The organism is Metalysinibacillus jejuensis (genome assembly GCF_003057615.1).
GTDB classification, from domain to species: Bacteria; Bacillota; Bacilli; order Bacillales_A; family Planococcaceae; genus Metalysinibacillus; species Metalysinibacillus jejuensis.
Window position 1 is genome coordinate 18,283 of record NZ_QAFW01000017.1, and the last position, 18,006, is coordinate 36,288.

The following is an 18,006-nucleotide window of genomic DNA, read 5'->3' on the forward strand; positions in this document are numbered from 1 at the left end:
ATACGCGAAGTAGCCCCCCTTTTTTGTATATAAAAAAGAGGGTTTTTTTAATGGAGTAAAGGGAGGAAGAAGGATGGGCTTATTAGAAAAATTACAAACATCAATTTTGATTGGTGATGGTGCAATGGGAACGATGCTCTATAGTACAGGATTAGCCTCTTGTCATGAAGAGTTAAACTTGTTGCAGCCTGCCCTCGTTGAAAAAATACACCAAGATTATATCGCAGCAGGTGCAGATGTTATTCAAACTAATACGTACGGTGCCAATGCGATTAAATTAGCACGCTATGGTTTAGAAAATAAAGTACAAGAAATTAATATTGCTGCCACTCAACTAGCAAAAAAAGCAGCAAATAATGAAGCGTATATTCTTGGCACAATCGGGGGTATTCGAGATATCCGAAATACGGACTATACGTTAGCAGAAATTTTAGAAGGTGTGAAGGCACAAGCTACAGTCTTTTTGACAGAAGGTGTAGATGGCATTTTACTCGAGACCTATTATGACTTTGATGAACTGATTGCGACCTTAGATATGTTGCGCGGCATGACGACATTACCGATTATTGCACAAGTATCGATGCACGAGGCAGGCGTGCTACAAAATGGTAAGGCACTAAATGAGGCACTTGTAGAGTTAGAAGCACACGGTGCTGATGTAGTAGGTGTTAACTGTCGACTTGGTCCGTTTCATACTATCCAAGCTTTTGAACAAGTAGATTTACCAGATCATGCCTTTTTATCTACGTACCCTAATGCCTCGCTATTAGATGTAGAAGACGGTCGTATCGTTTATGAGTCAGAGTACGATTACTTTGGTCGTGCGGCAGCAACGCTTTGTCAGCAAGGCGTCCGTTTAATTGGTGGTTGCTGTGGTACGACGCCAAAACATATCGCTGCGGTTAAACAACATGTTGCACATTTACAACCGATCACGGCAAAAACAAAGCGTTCTATTGCAGTAGATTTTGTAAAAGAAGCAGAGCCACGTACAGTGGAGCCGTTGCATGAAAAAGTCAAACGGGAACGTTCAATTATTGTAGAATTAGATACACCACGTCATTTAGAAGTAGAAGGCTTTATTGAAGGGGCAAAGCAATTATATGCAGCAGGTGCAGATGTCGTAATGATGGCAGATAATTCGCTAGCATCTCCTCGTATTAGTAATAGTGCAATGGGCGCGATGATTAAAGAACAAGGTGTACGTCCGTTAACGCATATTACTTGTCGAGACCGTAATTTAATTGGTTTGCAGTCGCATTTAATGGGATTAAATGCACTTGGCATTCACGACGTCTTAGCGGTAACTGGAGACCCAACAAAAGTAGGTGATTTCCCAGGCGCAACGAGTGTATATGACGTTACTTCTTTTGAATTAATCGCGCTAATCAAGCAGTTAAACGAAGGGGTTTCATTTTCAGGTAAGCCGCTACGTAAAAAAGCAAACTTCTCTGTAGCCGCAGCGTTCAACCCTAATGTGCGTGTAGTAGAACGAGCGATTCCTCGCTTAGAAAAGAAGATTGAACATGGCGCAGATTACTTTATTTCGCAACCGGTATATACAAAAGAAAAAATTATTGAAACGTATGAAGCGACGAAACATTTAACGACACCGATTTATATTGGCATTATGCCAGTAACAAGCTACCGCAGTGCTGAATTTTTACATCACGAGGTTCCTGGCATTAAGCTATCAGATGAAGTGTTAGCGCGTATGCGTGCATGCGGTGAAGATAAGGAACTGGCGACAGCTGAAGGTATTGCGATTGCAAAAGAGTTAGTGGATACAGCGATGCAATATTTCAACGGTATTTATTTAATCACACCATTTTTACGTTATGATATGACATTACAATTAATCGCACACATTCAACAGCAGGATGCGATAACAAAAGGAGTTTCGATTAATGGTTAAGCATATAGTAGAACAACAGCTACAGGAACGAATTTTAATTATGGATGGCGCAATGGGAACGATGTTACAAAATGAAAAACTTACTGAAGAAGACTTTGGCGGTGAAGCGTTGGACGGTTGTAACGAAAATCTCGTCTTAACACGTCCAGATGTACTGCGTAAAATTCATACACTTTACCTAGAAGCGGGCGCAGATTTAATTTGTACGAACACATTTGGCGCAACACCACTTGTATTAGATGACTATGATATTGGTTATAAAGCAGAGGAAATTAATAAGCGCGCTGCTCAACTAGCAAGAGAAGCTGTGGATCAATTTTCAACACCTGAATGGCCACGCTTTGTCGTAGGCGCAATGGGACCTACTACGAAAACATTATCTGTAACAGGTGGTGTAACGTTTGAAACATTAGAAGAAAATTTCTACGTGCAAGCCAAAGCATTAATTGAAGGTGGCGTGGATATTTTACTGTTAGAGACGACACAAGATACCCTTAATTTAAAAGCGGGTACTATTGGTGTGAAAAGAGCGTTTGAGGCGACTAAAAAAGAAGTGCCAATTATGATTTCAGGAACAATTGAGCCAATGGGTACAACATTAGCTGGTCAAACGATAGAAGCCTTTTACATTTCCATTGAGCATGTTAAACCACTTTCTGTAGGTTTAAATTGTGCGACAGGGCCAGAATTTATGACAGATCATCTTCGTTCATTGTCCGCTTTAGCTACAAGCTATGTCAGCTGTTATCCTAATGCGGGGTTGCCTGATGAGGAAGGATGTTACCACGAATCTCCAGAGTCGCTATCCATCAAGTTAAAAGGTTTTGCAGAAAAAGGCTGGCTTAATATCGTTGGTGGTTGTTGCGGCACTACACCAGCACATATTAAAGCGATTCGTGAAGTAGTAGACGGCTTCCCGCCACGTACACCAAAAGAAATAAACGAACAACATCGTGTAGCTGGGATTGAATCATTGCAGTATGACGACTCTATGCGACCTCTATTTATTGGAGAGCGTACGAACGTTATCGGTTCGCGCAAGTTTAAAAATCTCATCATCGAAGAAAAGTACGAAGAAGCGGCAGAAGTAGCGCGTGCACAAGTGAAAAATGGTGCCCATGTTATTGATATTTGTTTAGCTAACCCTGACCGTGATGAAATTGCGGACATGAAAGGCTTTATGCAGGAAGTTGTAAAAAAAGTAAAAGTGCCATTAGTCATTGATTCTACCGACGAAAAAGTAATGGAAGAAGCTTTGAAATTTTCTCAAGGTAAGGCGATTATTAACTCAATTAACTTAGAAGACGGGGAAGAGCGCTTTGATGCAGTAGTACCTTTAGCAAAAAAATACGGTGCAGCTTTAGTTGTCGGCACAATTGATGAAACAGGCATGGCAGTGACGCGAGAACGCAAGCTTGAAATTGCGAAACGTTCGCACCAATTGCTCGTAGAAAAGTGGGGTTTCCCCGCAGAAGATATTATTTTTGATCCGCTGGTCTTCCCTGTAGGCACCGGAGATGAGCAATATATCGGGTCAGCTGTAGAAACAATTGAGGGAATACGTTTGATCAAAGAAGCGTTGCCAAATTGTTTAACAGTATTAGGTGTGAGCAATGTTTCATTTGGTTTACCACCAGTAGGGCGCGAAGTGTTAAATGCGGTGTATTTATACAACTGTACACGTGCAGGCTTAGATTATGCGATTGTCAATACAGAGAAGCTTGAGCGTTATGCTTCGATTCCTGAAAAAGAGATTTCGATGGCTAACGAATTGTTGTTTAATACAACAGATGAGACACTCGCTGTATTTACGGATTTTTATCGCGGTAAAAAGAAAGAAAAAACAGAAGCTGTTTTGCCTGATACGGTAGAGGAGCGTCTAGCTTACTATATTGTAGAAGGAACAAAAGAAGGTTTAATTGAAGATTTACAACAAGCGTTAACGACATATGATACACCGCTAGATATTATTAATGGACCGCTTATGACAGGCATGGCTGAAGTAGGTCGTCTATTTAATGAAAACCAACTCATTGTAGCGGAAGTTTTACAATCAGCAGGCGTAATGAAAGCAGCTGTTTCCTTCCTAGAAGACTTTATGGAAAAAGGCGATAGCGACGCTGGTAAAGGAAAAGTAGTGCTTGCTACTGTAAAGGGCGATGTGCATGATATCGGTAAAAACTTAGTCGAAATTATTTTAAGTAACAATGGTTATAAAGTGGTAGACCTTGGTATTAAAGTGACACCTACTGAATTGATTGAAGCAATTAAAAAAGAGCAACCTGATATTGTAGGGCTGTCTGGTTTACTTGTAAAGTCGGCACAACAAATGGTAATTACAGCACAAGATTTTAAAGATGCAGGTATTGATGTGCCAATTTTAGTAGGTGGCGCCGCTTTATCTCGTCGCTTTACGGAAACTAAAATTTCAGCACAATACAATGGTCCTGTACTTTACGCTAAAGATGCGATGCAAGGCTTAGCGATTGCTAACCGTTTGCAAGATGAAGTAGACCGCGCGCTATTACTAGCCGAGCTAGCCGAAGCGATTGAAAAGCGTAAAGTAGCAGATGAGTTACGCGCTGCACGACCTGCGAAGGCGGTAACCGAAAAGCCGGTACGTACAGTAGGTGACGCGCCGGTGCGTGTACCTAATGATTTACGTCGCCATGTACGTCATAGTTATGCGGTACAACATTTATATCCGTATGTAAATATGCGTACATTAATCGGTCACCATCTCGGCTATAAAGGAAATGTACTAAAAGCATTAGAAGAAAAAGAGCCACGTGCTACAGACTTACATGAGTTAGTAACCAGTTATTTAGCGCAAGATTTATTTAAACCAGCTGCACTTTATCAATTTTATAAAGCGCAAGCTGAAGGTGATGACGTTGTCCTTTATGCTGAAGACGGTACGACTGAAATTCAGCGCTTTACTTTCCCACGTCAACAACAAGCGCCTTACCTATGTCTTGCGGACTTCTTAAAGACGAAGGAAAGTGGCGAAATGGATTACGTAGGTTTGCTATGTGTAACAGCCGGACATGGTGTTACGGACTATGCTAATGCACTGAAAGAACAAGGTAAGTTTTTAGAAAGTCATGCTTTCCAATCGACAGCGCTTGAACTAGCTGAAGGGTTAGCGGAACGTATTCATCAAGAGATGCGTGACCAATGGGGCTTCCCCGATGCTACAGATTTTACAATGCGCGATCGTTTTGCAGCCAAGTATGAGGGGCAACGCTTCTCCTTCGGTTACCCGGCATGTCCAAATTTAGAAGACCAAGAAAAATTATTCGCGACATTACGTCCTGAAGATATCGGTGTACAGTTAACCGATGGCTTTATGATGCAACCAGAAGCTTCGGTATCAGCCATTGTTTTTGCACATCCTGATGCACGCTACTTCAATGTTTAATCTAAACAGCTATCCTACAAAATAGGGTAGCTGTTTTTTATGACAGTTGTCATATAAAAGATATGACGTTTTCTTCTACAGGCATTTGCTGTGTTGTCTTATGATTAGGTCATAAAGAAAAAACGTAGGGAGTGCAATAGACATGACAAGCTTTACAGAGAAGAAAAATCAGTTGCGTAAAGATGTTGCAAAATTTGCAAAGTCAAATACACGAAAAAGTATAATGCAATTAATTAATACGATTGGTCCATTGTTTATTTTATGGGTTTTAGCTTATCAAACTATCGATATTTCGCCTTGGCTAACGGTTGGTATTAGCGTCTTAGCAGCAGGCTTTGTAGTACGTACATTTATTATTTTCCATGATTGTACGCACGGTTCATTTTTTAAAAATAAAAAAGCGAATGATATCGTTGGTTTTTGGACAGGGGTTTTAACATCATTTCCTTATGAAAAATGGAAGCGCGAGCATACTATTCATCATGCAACGAGTTCGAATTTAGATAAACGCGGTATCGGTGATATTGATATGTTAACGCTAGAAGAATATGAGCAAACATCAAAGCTTGGTCGCCTTGGTTATCGTTTATACCGTAATCCTATTGTGATGTTTGGTTTAGGACCATTGTATATGGTGCTCGTGTTAAATCGTTTTAATCGTAAAGATGCTAAACGTAAAGAGCGCCGTAACACGTATTTAACAAATTTAACTGTTATTTTAATTTGCGCTGTAGCTATTAGTTTTGTTGGTTGGCAATCGTTTTTATTAGTACAAGGCACAACATTATTTGTAGCAGGCTCATTAGGTATTTGGTTGTTTTATATTCAACATACGTACGAAGATTCATATTTTGAGCATGAAGCGGAATGGGATTATGTAAAAGCAGCAGTAGAAGGTAGCTCATATTATAAATTGCCACGCATCTTGCAATTTTTAACAGGTAACATCGGTTTCCACCATGTGCATCACTTATCACCACGTGTGCCCAACTATAATTTAGAGAAAGCTCACGAAGAGGTAAAACCGCTACAACGCGCAACGACGATTACATTAGTAACGAGTTTAGAATGCATTCGTTATAAGTTATATGATGAAGAAAATCAAAAATTTGTAACGTTCCGTGAAGCTGGCGAGCGTCTGCGCATGAAAAATGCTGTAAATATTTAAAGATAAGCTGTTTCATTAAGCGGTCCATTCGGCTAATGAAACAGCTTTTTTGTTATACTAGAAACAAAAACAAGAAAGTTTGTGAATGTAATGAGGAAAAAATGGTACACGATTATTCCGAATAGTCCGTGGCTTAGTATTTATTTATGGATTATTTTTTGTTTATTACCGTTTTTTTCGTTATTTAAAGATGCTAGCGCTACGGAAATAGGCGTAGCTGGTATGTTAGTAACGATTTATGTGATTTTCAATCGCTGCTCAGCGCTATCACGTAGCGGTTTGTTGTATATGTGGATCAGCTTTGAAATGATTGTTAGCTTAATTCTGATTGTCTTTTTCGGCTATGTGTACCTTGCCATTTTTACTGCATTTTCAATCGGTACCATTCGACGTCCTGTAGGCTTTTATGTCATGTATGGCTTGCATGTTGGTTTTACTATTATTGCGACAGGCGTCATGTTTTTTGTGAAATTTGATATTTTATTCTCTCAGTTACCTTTTGTTGTTTTCACATTAATTGGCGTTGTGTTAATGCCATTTACGCTCTATAGCAAAACGCGAAGAGAAAAATTAGAAGGGCAATTAGAAACAGCGAAAGATCGTATTGCAGAGTTAATCGTTTTTGAAGAACGTCAGCGTATTGCGCGTGACTTGCACGATACATTAGGGCAAAAGCTATCGATGATAGGACTGAAAAGTGATTTAGCAGCTCGATTAATTGAGCGAGATAAAGATCAAGCTTTACACGAAATTAAAGAAATTCGGCAGACGGCAAGTATCGCTTTAAAAGAAGTGCGAGAGCTAGTAGCTAATATGCGTACGACACGCTTTGAAGATGAATTGATGCGCGTCTCACAAATTTTAGATGCAGCGGAGATGACATTTATTTTTGATGGTGATGTGGATAAATTAGACGTGCCACCACTTGTAGAAAATGTGTTGAGTATGTGTCTAAAAGAAGCTGTAACGAACGTAGTCAAACATAGTAACGCAACGAAGTGCGAAATAGCGTTTCATCAAAACTTTAAAGAAGTTTATTTAGTCGTAATGGATAACGGCACAGGGATAGTGAATAAGCAGAAGACAGGCAATGGTTTAAAAGGTATGCAAGAACGATTAGAGTTTATTAATGGTTCGTTTAAGTTAGAAAATGATAGTGGCACAGCGCTAACGATTACAATCCCCGTGACCATTACACATCAAGATGTAACAGATAAAGCAGATAGTTTATATAACAAGGAGTGAGGGACATGATACGTGTCGTTATTGCTGAAGATCAAGGCATGTTATTAGGTGCACTGCGTTCATTATTAAATATGGAAGATGATATTGAAGTAGTTGGTATCGGAAAAAATGGCGAGGAAGCTGTAGCGCTCGTGCATGAGTTACAACCTGATATTTGTATTATGGATATCGAAATGCCGGTTAAAACAGGGCTAGATGCCGCAGAGGCGCTACAAGATGAGGCGTGTAAAATTATTATTTTAACGACATTTGCCCGTCCAGGTTACTTTGAACGAGCGCGCAAAGCAGGGGTAAGAGGGTATTTACTTAAAGATAACCCGATTGAAGAGTTGGTTGGGGCAATCCGAGATATTATGAAAGGCAAGCGCATTTACGCACCTGAACTCGTAGACTTTGTTTACGAAATGGATAGTGAAAATCCATTAACAGATCGAGAAAGTCAAGTGCTTGAGCTAGTAGCAGAAGGTAAAACGACGAAGGAAATTGCTTCGACATTATTTCTATCCGCTGGCACTGTTCGCAACTATATTTCTACGATTTTAGAAAAACTACAAGTGAGTAATCGTATTGAAGCAATTGCACGTGTAAAAGAAAAAGGCTGGAATAAATAAAATAGCATCGTTAGTCACCATTGACTAGCGATGCTATTTTTATTTTTGTAATTAACGTTTTGTCCATCTACGCACTAACCATAAGCCAGCGAGTACTGCGAGTACAGTGTTTGTTTTCTTTGTAAATACTTTATCTGATACGTATTTAAGATGTTGCGGTCGATTAGCTAAGTGGGTTGTAAAATGCGTATGCCAATGAGCACCTGCTGGGAAGTAAGTGCGGACATTATAGCCTTCTTGCACAAGTGATTCTTGTAAGGCTACATCTTGCCCAATATGGAATTGAAACTCGTATGACGTTTGTGGCAAATTGTATTCTGCTGCACGGCGTTTAGCAAAGGCAATGATATTTTTATCATGTGTAGCGATGACTGTATAGTTGCCTGTTGCAAAACGTTGTTCAATGAGTTCAATCATATTTAAATCAATATCCATTTTGTCTTGGAATGCTACCGCTTCTGACTCATTACATATTTTTTTCGTTACGACGACTGTCGCTTCACGAAAAGCCTCGATATCTTCTTGTGAGCGGTAAAAATGTGCCTGTACGACTGTTGCCACATGATCGAACGTTTCTTGAAGTTGTTGTGTCATACTAATAATTGTTTGAACGTGTGCATAATTGCTCGTCTGCAATGTGATGGAGTGGTTGTAAGATGCTGCGGCTTCTGCTAAAGCAAAAAGTACGTTATAGCACTCATCAACGTCAAGTAATAAACCGAATTGCTCTGGTTGAAGGTCAAAATTAACATTCAACCCTTCTGCATGAAGTTGGGTCATCAACGTAAGCAACGCGTTTTTTTCAGCCATTACGTCAGCTGCATCAATGATGGCATGGCCGATATAATCGATAGCAACGCGTTGACCAGATGCATGTAGCACCTTGCACGTCTCGATGATTTCGGCGTGTGTTGTTCCGCCAATATATGGTTTTAGTCCAAGCTTAGGGGCAATTTTTTGCACACCTGTTGTAAATGTATCGCTATATGCGAGTTGTTTCGTTACATCTCGTAACACCATTTGTATATCCACCTCTACTTTAGGTCATTTCTATTTTAGTTAACTGTTGGCATTGCTTAAGTATATCATACGTTAAGTAGCTGTTTGCGTTCATTAAATAATGCAGGGTAGCTCAAAAACCCTAACATTAAACTTGAAATAGTAGCGTTTGTTAACAATGCAAAAATAATTAAAATTTGAAACTGTACGGCTTGCATCGGATCTGCGCCTCCGATAATTTGTCCACTCATCATCCCTGGAAGTTGCACGAGTCCGATAGTTTTTTGGCTTTCAATTGTAGGTATCATACTTGCTTTAATGGCTTGCATTAACTGATGATGAATCGCTTGTTTAGGTGAGCCGCCGAGCGATAAAATTAACTCTACTTCATCTTTATGCGCTTGTACCTCAGCATCAAAGCGATTTAAAAATAAAATGGATAAAACCATGGCATTACCAATCATCATCCCGCTAATCGGAATAATATATTGTGCGGTAGCAGGTACGATATGAAAGCCTAATAAAATGCCTTGCGTGACGACTTCTACTGTTGTAATCGTAGCGACAAGTTTCCAAGTGATGCCCTTAATATGTTTTCCTTTTTTGCGTGCGTTAAGGGTAGCTGTCGTAATCATAATTAAAATCATAATTAGCATATAAGCAGGATGATCGCCGTCAAAGACGAACGTTAAAATATAGCCTACAGCTAATAATTGAATAATAGCGCGTACTGTCGCGATGACAACGTCGCGTTCTAAACCGAGGTTTAATGTTTTAGATAGTACGAGCGGAATAAGTACGAAAAATAAAGTAAGGGATAGTGAAAGATAACTCATCGTAGCGCTCCTTCGACAAATTGGCGTATGACTTCATTTGTAGGGTGAGTTAAAATAGTCGGCTCGCCTGTAGCGATAAGTTCACCATCGACCATTACCCAAACATTATCACTTAGGGCAATTGCTTGTTGTAAATTATGCGTAATCCAAATGATCGTAACACCGTGTTGTTGATTGAGTGTCGTAATGAGTTGTTCAATTTCACTTACAGCTGTACGGTCTAAGGCAGATGTGATTTCATCCAACAATAAAACATGTGAATGGTTAACAAGGGTTCGTGCAATGGACACGCGTTGGCGTTGTCCTCCTGATAAGTCATTAGCGACTTGTTGTAAAAGCGAAGAGCTTAACCCTACGGCATGTAAAAACTTTTCTGCTTCTGTTATAGATAGTGATTGATTGGCTAGTTTACGAGGTAACTGTAAGTTATCATACACACTACCATTAATCATAGGCGCAGCTTGAAGTGCCATCCCTACTTCTCTTCGCAGTACGGTAGGCTCAATTTCACTAAATGGTTGGCCATCAAGGTATAATGTGCCACTCGTCGGTGTCAGCAGATTATTACATAATTTGAGTAATGTTGTTTTACCAGCTCCTGATGGGCCAACGAGCGTAGTAATTTTACCTTTATGAAAACGCCCTGTAATGTTTTTTAAAATGGTTGTGTGATCGATTGTAAACGACACATTTTGTAATTCAAGTACCATGCAAAAACTCCTTTTTCATAACGATAGGCGCCATAAGACGCCTACTATTATAGTGTATCAAAAATAGGGAGTTTTTCTAAATAAATAATGTCTTTACGTTTAGCGGCGTAGCCTTCAGCCAAAATAGCAACACGTGTAATTACGGTTGCACCGGCTAGCGTGACAAGTTGTTCGAGGTTGTTTAATGACTCACCTGTTGAAATAATATCATCTACAAGGATGACGCGTTTGTCTTTTATTAACTGCGCATCACGACCATCAAGTGTCAAATCAGTATGTGCTAGTGTAAGGGGCTCTTTCATGTACGCTTTTTTGGATTGGCGAGCCACAATGTATGTAGGTTGTAATAATAGACGCGCGAGTTCGTGGGCTAGTGGGATACCTTTTGCATCCGCTGTTACTAAATAATCAACAGGTGGGAGTTGCCCTACGAGTTGTTGCGCCGAGGTCGTTGTAAGTTCAGCATCACCTAGCAATGTAAAATTAGCGACAGCTAAATGATTACCGATGTCCACAAGTGGTAATAGACGAGTAAGCCCTGCAATCGTAAGTTCATAACTTTTCAATAATGTCAGCACCTTCCGTAAGTAGTATTTTGTACCTAAATCAAGTATAACGTAAAACATTAAACAAGTCTTGATAGAAAGAAAAATGTCGAAATAGTGTATACTATGACTATCAAAATGGGAAGAAGGGGTTTTTATGAGAACCGATTATGCAGATGATAGCTTAGCGTTACACACTGACTTATACCAAATTAATATGGCCGAGTCGTATTGGGCAGATAATATGCACGAACGTAAGGCAATATTTGAGTTGTATTTCCGCAAGCTACCTTTTGGTAATGGTTATGCCGTGTTCGCGGGATTAGAGCGTATGCTTTCTTATTTAAAAGATTTTTCATTTAGCGAATCAGATATTGCGTATTTACGTGAAGAGGTTGGTTATAAAGATGATTTTATTAATTATTTAAAAGATGTACGCTTTACAGGGGATATGTATGCAATGGTTGAAGGTGAGTTAGTGTTTGCGAATGAGCCTATCGTGCGAATTGAAGCACCGTTAGTTGAAGCACAACTTATTGAAACAGCACTACTAAACATTGTAAATTACCAAACGTTAATCGCTACAAAAGCGAGCCGTATTAAACAAATTATTCCGAATGAAGTAGCGATGGAATTCGGCACAAGACGAGCACAAGAAATGGACGCTGCGATTTGGGGTACACGTGCAGCAGTCATTGGAGGCTTCGAATCAACGAGCAATGTACGTGCGGGCAAATTATTTGATATTCCTGTAGCAGGAACGCATGCTCACGCTTTAGTCCAAGCGTATAAAAATGATTATGATGCTTTTCATTCTTACGCGAAACGCCATAAAGATTGCGTATTTTTAGTTGATACGTATAATACGCTGAAATCAGGCGTGCCGACCGCTATTAAAGTAGCGAAAGAATTAGGCGATAAAATCAACTTTATTGGTATTCGACTTGATAGTGGGGATATAGCCTTTTTATCAAAAGAAGCACGACGTATGTTAGATGAAGCGGGATTCCCTGACGCTAAAATTGTCGTTTCGAATGATTTAGATGAATATACGATTTTAAATTTAAAGGCACAAGGCGCACGCGTTGATATGTGGGGGATTGGTACGAAGCTGATTACCGCTTATGATCAACCTGCTCTTGGTGCTGTATATAAAATGGTAGCCATTGAAGACGAAAATGGCATTATGCGAGATACGATGAAAATTTCGGCTAATGCTGAAAAGGTGACAACGCCAGGACAAAAGAAATTATATCGCATTATTAATAAAGCAAGTGGGAAAGCAGAAGGCGATTATATTGCGATGGCGGACGAAAATCCACAGCAAGAGGAACGTTTAAAAATGTTCCACCCTGTGCATACGTTTATTTCGAAATTTGTTACGAACTTTGAAGCGCGTAATTTACATGCGCATGTTATTCAAAATGGCAAAATTACGTATCAGTTACCAAAGCTTATGGACAGTAGAGCGTACGCGAAAGCAAATTTAGATTTACTGTGGGATGAGTATAAGCGTTCATTAAATCCAGAAGAATATCCTGTCGATCTAAGTCAAAAATGTTGGGATAATAAGATGAGTAATATTGCAGAAGTGCGAGAAATGGTAGAGCGATTGGAGGCGTTATAATGACGTTACAACAACAAATTATTCAAGCGTTACGTGTACAACCTGCTATTGATGTCGAATATGAGATAAGACGCTCTATTGATTTTTTAAAGCGATATGCGAAAGCACATTCCTTTGTGAAAGGGTTTGTGTTAGGCATCTCAGGTGGTCAAGACTCTACGCTAGTTGGTAAGTTAGCACAATTGGCTGTAAACGAACTCAATGAAGAAGCGCAAGAAAATCGTTACGCTTTTTATGCGGTGCGATTGCCGTATGGTAAGCAATTTGACGAAGCGGACTGCAATGATGCACTTGCATTCATTCAGCCGAGCACAACGTACACTGTTAACATTAAACCTGCAGTGGATGCAAGCGTGGCTAGTTTACAGCAAGCAGGTATTACCATTAGTGATTTTACCAAAGGTAATGAAAAAGCTCGTGAGCGCATGAAAGTACAGTTTTCGATTGCCGCGACAAATAGTGCTGTTGTATTAGGAAGCGACCATGCAGCAGAAGCAATCACAGGTTTCTTCACAAAGTTTGGTGATGGGGCTGCAGACTTGATGCCGATTTGGCGACTAAATAAGCGGCAAGGCAAGCAATTGCTCCAAGCGCTAGGATGCCCGCCTCATTTATATGAGAAAGTGCCGACTGCTGATTTAGAAGAACAAAAGCCTGCGCAACCTGATGAGGAAGCGCTTGGTGTAAATTATAGTGAGATTGATGATTATTTAGAAGGTAAGCGTGTGAGCGCATCAGCACAAGCTATAATTGAAGGGCATTATTTACGTTCAATGCATAAGCGCCATATGCCAATTACAGTGTTTGACGAGTTTTGGCATGAGTAAGTCAACTTATTTGCTCAAAATGTGAAGAAAAATTGCATATTTTGCAAATACCTCACAGTTATTTCGAACTTACTTCACAGTTAGTTGCTAAAGTATGAAGTATAAGAAAAAGAACTGGGGGAAATAGTAAATGAAAAAGTTAGGGTTATCTGTAATGATGGTAGCGGCATTAGGCTTAGCAGCTTGTGGCGCGGACGACAAAAATGAGAAAGCTGATGAGCCAGAAAAAGTAGAAGAGCCTGCAGCTGCTGAAGTAGAGAAGCCAGAGGCAACAGAAACTGAAGATATTATGGCAAAGTTAGAAGAGCCAACAGAAGATACAATCTGTGAAGTATGTAATATGAAAGTATATGTGAAAGATCATGAGATGGGTATGTTCTCAGCACAAGCTATTAAAGCAGACGGTTCAAATGCTTTCTATGATGATATCGGCTGTTTATTAAATGCAGAGTTAATGTTCGATGAAGAAAACACAAAATTTGTTCGCGACTTTAACACAAAAGACTGGGTACAAGTTGATGATGCAACAATCGTAAAAACAGACTTAAAATCACCGATGAACTGGGGCTATATTTCATTTGCAGACAAAGCAGATGCTGAAAAGTATATGGCTGATCATGAAGGTAGCGAAGTAATTGAATTAGCTACTGTACAAGCAGAAGCTAAAGAACGCTATGAGAAAAAGAAAGCTAAAATGGCTGAAGAAGGTAACCAAGAAGAAGGACATGATATGCATGGCGAGCACGATATGCACAACATGGAAGAAGAGGACCATAGCGGTCACAATCATTAATAATAAACGATGAGGCTAGAGATAAAATATCTCTAGTTTTTTCGGCGTTTAGTGAGGGGATAGATTGAGAAAAATCATATTGACACTTATGTTTTGGCTAACGCTATCGCTAAGCGCTTCTGCTAATTTACAGCAACAAATTGATGAGGCTGAGCCAGGCGCAACGATTGAGGTGACGGGCGAACATAGCGGTAACTTTCTCATTACAAAACCATTAACTTTAATTGGGAAAGATGCGACTTTACGTGCGACAGGGATGAAGCCGGCCTTAACGATCGACAACACGCAAGACGTGATCATTGATAATTTTAAGGTGATAGCTAATCAGCGTGGTATTGTAGTGAAAGATGTAGACAATGCCCGCATTGTAAACATCGCAGCGAGTGATATGCTTATTGGCATTCAACTTCACCGCAGTAAAAATATTGAGTTAGCCTATAATAGCATTGAAGGTACGGATGCACACTATGCGAAAAAAGGTAATGGTTTAGCGTTGTTTCAAAGTGAAGATTTACATGTGCATCATAATCAAATAACGAAAGTGCAAGATGGCATTTATATCGAAGAAATTCAAGGCATTCATGTCCATGATAATACCGTTACAAATAGTCGTTATGGCACGCATTTTATGTATAGCGATGCCGGCTTGGTAGAAAATAATACGTATGAGCGCAACGTAACGGGTTTAATGGTAATGATGGTAGATGGGTTTACAGCTCGCTATAACACATCTCGTTATCATAATGAAATGAACGGAAGCGGTGTGCTATTTTATGATGTAAAAAATGCTACGTTAGCGCATAATACGATTAGCGAAAATCGGCTGGGATTAGTGTTGCAAAAATGCGATACGGTACGCATAGAAGATAATGAGTTTTTAGTGAATCAAACTGCGCTAGAAGCGACGCGAGTAGATGATGTGAGCCTCGTGATGAACAATACATTTATCGGCAATATTTTAACAGCGCGTTCAGATAAGGAAGGCGTTACTTTATACGCTAATTATTATGACGACTATAACGGTATCGATGCAGACGGCGATCGGTACGGAGATACACCTTATACTGCTTATTCAAGTTTTGGTCAGTGGATGGTGCGTCAACCTGCTTATCAATACTTTGTTGCTTCACCGAGTGTAGAGCTATTAACAGTGTTAGATCAGCAAACGCCTGTTGCACAGCACATGTTAGTCGATGATAAACCGCAAATGATAAAAAATGAAGCGCACATGATGGGCATTAATTATGCGCAAGCATTACTAGGTGGTCTATTACTTATGAGTACATTAATTGTTTGGAGAAAGGGGAGCAAGCGATGAAGAAATATTTATTAGCAGCATTTGCTATCGTAATATTAGCAGGATGCGGTGATAAAAATTATGAGCCACGTGCATTAAACGAGGAAACGGACGTTTGTCAAATTTGTCAAATGACGGTCGTACATCAAGACTTCGCTGGACAAATTATCGAAAAGAACGGTGATTATGAAGTGTTTGATGATATCGGCTGTCTAGTGGAAAAGTTAGAACGTGATCAACAAAGTGAAAAAGATGTAGGGGCAGCTTATATTAAAGATGCAAATACCGGTGAGTGGATTAATGTATTTGAAGCTACGTATTTATATGATAAAGAGTTTTGGACACCGATGAATTATGGCGTACTCGTATTTGAAGATGTAACAGAAGCAGAAGCTTATCGCTCAAAATCAGGTTACGGGAAATTGATGAACTTTGAAGACTTGCAAGGTTTTAAATGGGGCATTCATCAATGATGTTTATTAAATTAGAGTGGAAACAAATGTTGCGAAGCCGTTGGATGCAAATGGTTGGGGTCTTATTCACTTTTGTTTTCACTGCGATTGTCGTAATTCAGCAAATGGCATTACCTGAGACAGAAGGTTTTTCGCGCCAAACGGCTTCTTTTTTAAATTTACTACTTTTTTTACTCCCTCTATTTATTTTAACGATTGGTAGTATGAGTGTCGCAAGTGATATCGAATCGCGTTGGCTATCGCTATTAAAAACCTACCCACTCACCATGCGTCATTATATTTTAGGAAAGTTTATAGCTACTGTTTTCGCATTCTTTTTAATTGTAATTGCAGCCTTTAGTGTCGTGTTGCTACTAGGTGGATTTTTAGGTGGGGTGACATTACCACCCGTGTTTATTTTTATTACGGTAGCAAGTATTTTTATTTTCTCAGCGCTGTCAGTTGTAGTAGGTGTAATCGCAAAAACAAGGCTATATGCCCTAGCGGTAGCGCTCATTATTTGGTCGCTGTTATTATTGTTAATTTCTTATGCGCTCATGGCGATTGGTACAGTCGTCGCAGGTCATGTATTGCAAAAAATTACGGTCGTCGTTATTCACCTTAATCCTGTGGAATGGCTGCGCTTTGGTTATTTGTTATTTGCTGAGCAGGCGAGCGTTCTAGGCCCTTCTTATTTTGACCTTATCGCATTTTATAATAGCACGCTTGGTAACATCGTATATTTCGCTGTAACCATTGCTTGGGTAATTGTACCGCTAGCACTTGCGCGTCTATTAATTACAAGAAAGGGGAAGGAAGCATGATTGTCGAAGCGAAACATTTAGCTAATGCTTATAAAAATGGTAGAGGCTTACATGATGCAAGTTTCTCCTTACGTGAAGGTACAATTATGGCATTAGCAGGAGGTAACGGAGCGGGTAAAAGTACACTTATTCGATTGCTAACAGGGCAAGACAAACCAACCGCTGGCGAACTTATTTGGCATACAAGTCAAGATGTACGCTATATGCCAGATGATGTCGATTTTCCTGTTACACTGACAGCAGAGGAAATTATCGCGTTATTAGCATCTTTAAAAAAAGTGAGTAAGGCCGAGCAAAAACAAGTATTAGAACGCGTCGGCTTATGGGAAGTTCGCAAGCAACGTGTGCAACAGTATTCAAAAGGGATGCGTCAACGACTAAATTTAGCGCAAAGTTTGTTAGGCGAGGGTAAACTGCTAATTTTAGACGAGCCTACGAATGGACTTGATCCTTATTGGATAGCACAATTAAAGAAAATGGTAGACGAAGAGCGCGACAAAGGATGTACAGTGTTGTTTTCTACGCATCTTTTACCATTTGCTGAAAGCCTAGCTGATGATGTGTTAATTTTACATGAAGGTCATGTGCTAGCAACAGGTGAACTAAAGGAAGTCTTTGCGAAACATCAAGCACATGATTTAGAAACGTTATGGTTAGCTGAAATTGAACGAGAACGTGGCTGAATTATTCGGTCATGTCCTTTGTTGTCACAACACGGTGTTTTCGTTATGCTAAG

Annotated in this window: 16 protein-coding genes; 12 read left to right on the forward strand and 4 right to left on the reverse strand. The window is 39.7% G+C overall.

Annotated elements, in window-relative coordinates:
- Nucleotides 1-73 precede the first annotated feature (73 nt).
- The 5 genes from DDE80_RS07445 to DDE80_RS07465 all read left to right on the forward strand — a co-directional run bounded on the left by DDE80_RS07445 (nt 74) and on the right by DDE80_RS07465 (nt 8,360).
- Nucleotides 74-1,915, forward strand: a complete 1,842-nt coding sequence (locus DDE80_RS07445) for a bifunctional homocysteine S-methyltransferase/methylenetetrahydrofolate reductase (RefSeq protein WP_108307040.1) — start codon at nt 74-76, stop codon at nt 1,913-1,915.
- Nucleotides 1,908-5,336, forward strand: a complete 3,429-nt coding sequence (gene metH, locus DDE80_RS07450) for a methionine synthase (RefSeq protein WP_108307041.1) — start codon at nt 1,908-1,910, stop codon at nt 5,334-5,336. Before DDE80_RS07445 ends, metH begins: the two co-directional genes overlap by 8 nt.
- A gap of 142 nt (nt 5,337-5,478) precedes the next feature.
- On the forward strand, nt 5,479-6,504 hold the full coding sequence (gene desA / locus DDE80_RS07455) for a Delta(5) desaturase DesA (protein ID WP_108307042.1): 1,026 nt from the start codon (nt 5,479-5,481) through the stop codon (nt 6,502-6,504).
- 90 nt (nt 6,505-6,594) lie between these two features.
- Nucleotides 6,595-7,749: a sensor histidine kinase gene (locus DDE80_RS07460; RefSeq protein WP_201261508.1), complete on the forward strand. Its 1,155-nt coding sequence runs from the start codon at nt 6,595-6,597 to the stop codon at nt 7,747-7,749.
- A 5-nt stretch (nt 7,750-7,754) separates the two neighbouring features.
- A complete protein-coding gene (locus DDE80_RS07465; protein WP_108307043.1) occupies nt 7,755-8,360 on the forward strand; it encodes a response regulator transcription factor in 606 nt (201 codons plus the stop codon).
- A 51-nt stretch (nt 8,361-8,411) separates the two neighbouring features.
- On the opposite strand, the gene DDE80_RS07470 is transcribed toward DDE80_RS07465, so the two are convergent.
- The 4 genes from DDE80_RS07470 to DDE80_RS07485 form a co-directional block, all read right to left on the reverse strand.
- Nucleotides 8,412-9,380, reverse strand: a complete 969-nt coding sequence (locus tag DDE80_RS07470; RefSeq protein WP_108307044.1) for a proline dehydrogenase family protein — start codon at nt 9,378-9,380, stop codon at nt 8,412-8,414.
- Between the two features lie 65 nt (nt 9,381-9,445).
- The gene (locus DDE80_RS07475) at nt 9,446-10,195 is read right to left on the reverse strand and encodes an ABC transporter permease (RefSeq protein ID WP_108307045.1); all 750 of its coding nucleotides are present in this window, start codon (nt 10,193-10,195) and stop codon (nt 9,446-9,448) included.
- A complete protein-coding gene (locus tag DDE80_RS07480; RefSeq protein ID WP_108307046.1) occupies nt 10,192-10,905 on the reverse strand; it encodes an ABC transporter ATP-binding protein in 714 nt (237 codons plus the stop codon). The genes DDE80_RS07475 and DDE80_RS07480 overlap by 4 nt, the downstream gene beginning before the upstream one ends.
- Nucleotides 10,906-10,952: 47 nt before the next feature.
- On the reverse strand, nt 10,953-11,471 hold the full coding sequence (locus tag DDE80_RS07485; protein WP_108307047.1) for a phosphoribosyltransferase family protein: 519 nt from the start codon (nt 11,469-11,471) through the stop codon (nt 10,953-10,955).
- Between the two features lie 136 nt (nt 11,472-11,607).
- Here DDE80_RS07485 and DDE80_RS07490 point away from each other — a divergent pair, with 136 nt between their 5' ends.
- From DDE80_RS07490 to DDE80_RS07520, 7 genes are all read left to right on the forward strand, one after another.
- On the forward strand, nt 11,608-13,077 hold the full coding sequence (locus tag DDE80_RS07490; protein WP_108307048.1) for a nicotinate phosphoribosyltransferase: 1,470 nt from the start codon (nt 11,608-11,610) through the stop codon (nt 13,075-13,077).
- Nucleotides 13,077-13,904, forward strand: coding sequence for an ammonia-dependent NAD(+) synthetase (gene nadE / locus DDE80_RS07495; RefSeq protein WP_108307049.1), 828 nt, complete (start codon nt 13,077-13,079; stop codon nt 13,902-13,904). Before DDE80_RS07490 ends, nadE begins: the two co-directional genes overlap by 1 nt.
- A gap of 130 nt (nt 13,905-14,034) precedes the next feature.
- Entirely contained in the window at nt 14,035-14,697 is a 663-nt protein-coding gene (locus DDE80_RS07500) for a nitrous oxide reductase accessory protein NosL (RefSeq protein ID WP_108307050.1), read from the forward strand.
- Between the two features lie 64 nt (nt 14,698-14,761).
- Nucleotides 14,762-16,015 (forward strand): NosD domain-containing protein, encoded by a 1,254-nt coding sequence (locus DDE80_RS07505; protein WP_153060879.1) that lies wholly within the window; start codon nt 14,762-14,764, stop codon nt 16,013-16,015.
- On the forward strand, nt 16,012-16,467 hold the full coding sequence (locus DDE80_RS07510; protein WP_108307052.1) for a nitrous oxide reductase accessory protein NosL: 456 nt from the start codon (nt 16,012-16,014) through the stop codon (nt 16,465-16,467). Before DDE80_RS07505 ends, DDE80_RS07510 begins: the two co-directional genes overlap by 4 nt.
- Entirely contained in the window at nt 16,464-17,270 is an 807-nt protein-coding gene (locus DDE80_RS07515) for an ABC transporter permease (RefSeq protein ID WP_235612298.1), read from the forward strand. Before DDE80_RS07510 ends, DDE80_RS07515 begins: the two co-directional genes overlap by 4 nt.
- A complete protein-coding gene (locus tag DDE80_RS07520; RefSeq protein WP_108307053.1) occupies nt 17,267-17,953 on the forward strand; it encodes an ABC transporter ATP-binding protein in 687 nt (228 codons plus the stop codon). Before DDE80_RS07515 ends, DDE80_RS07520 begins: the two co-directional genes overlap by 4 nt.
- Nucleotides 17,954-18,006 lie beyond the last annotated feature (53 nt).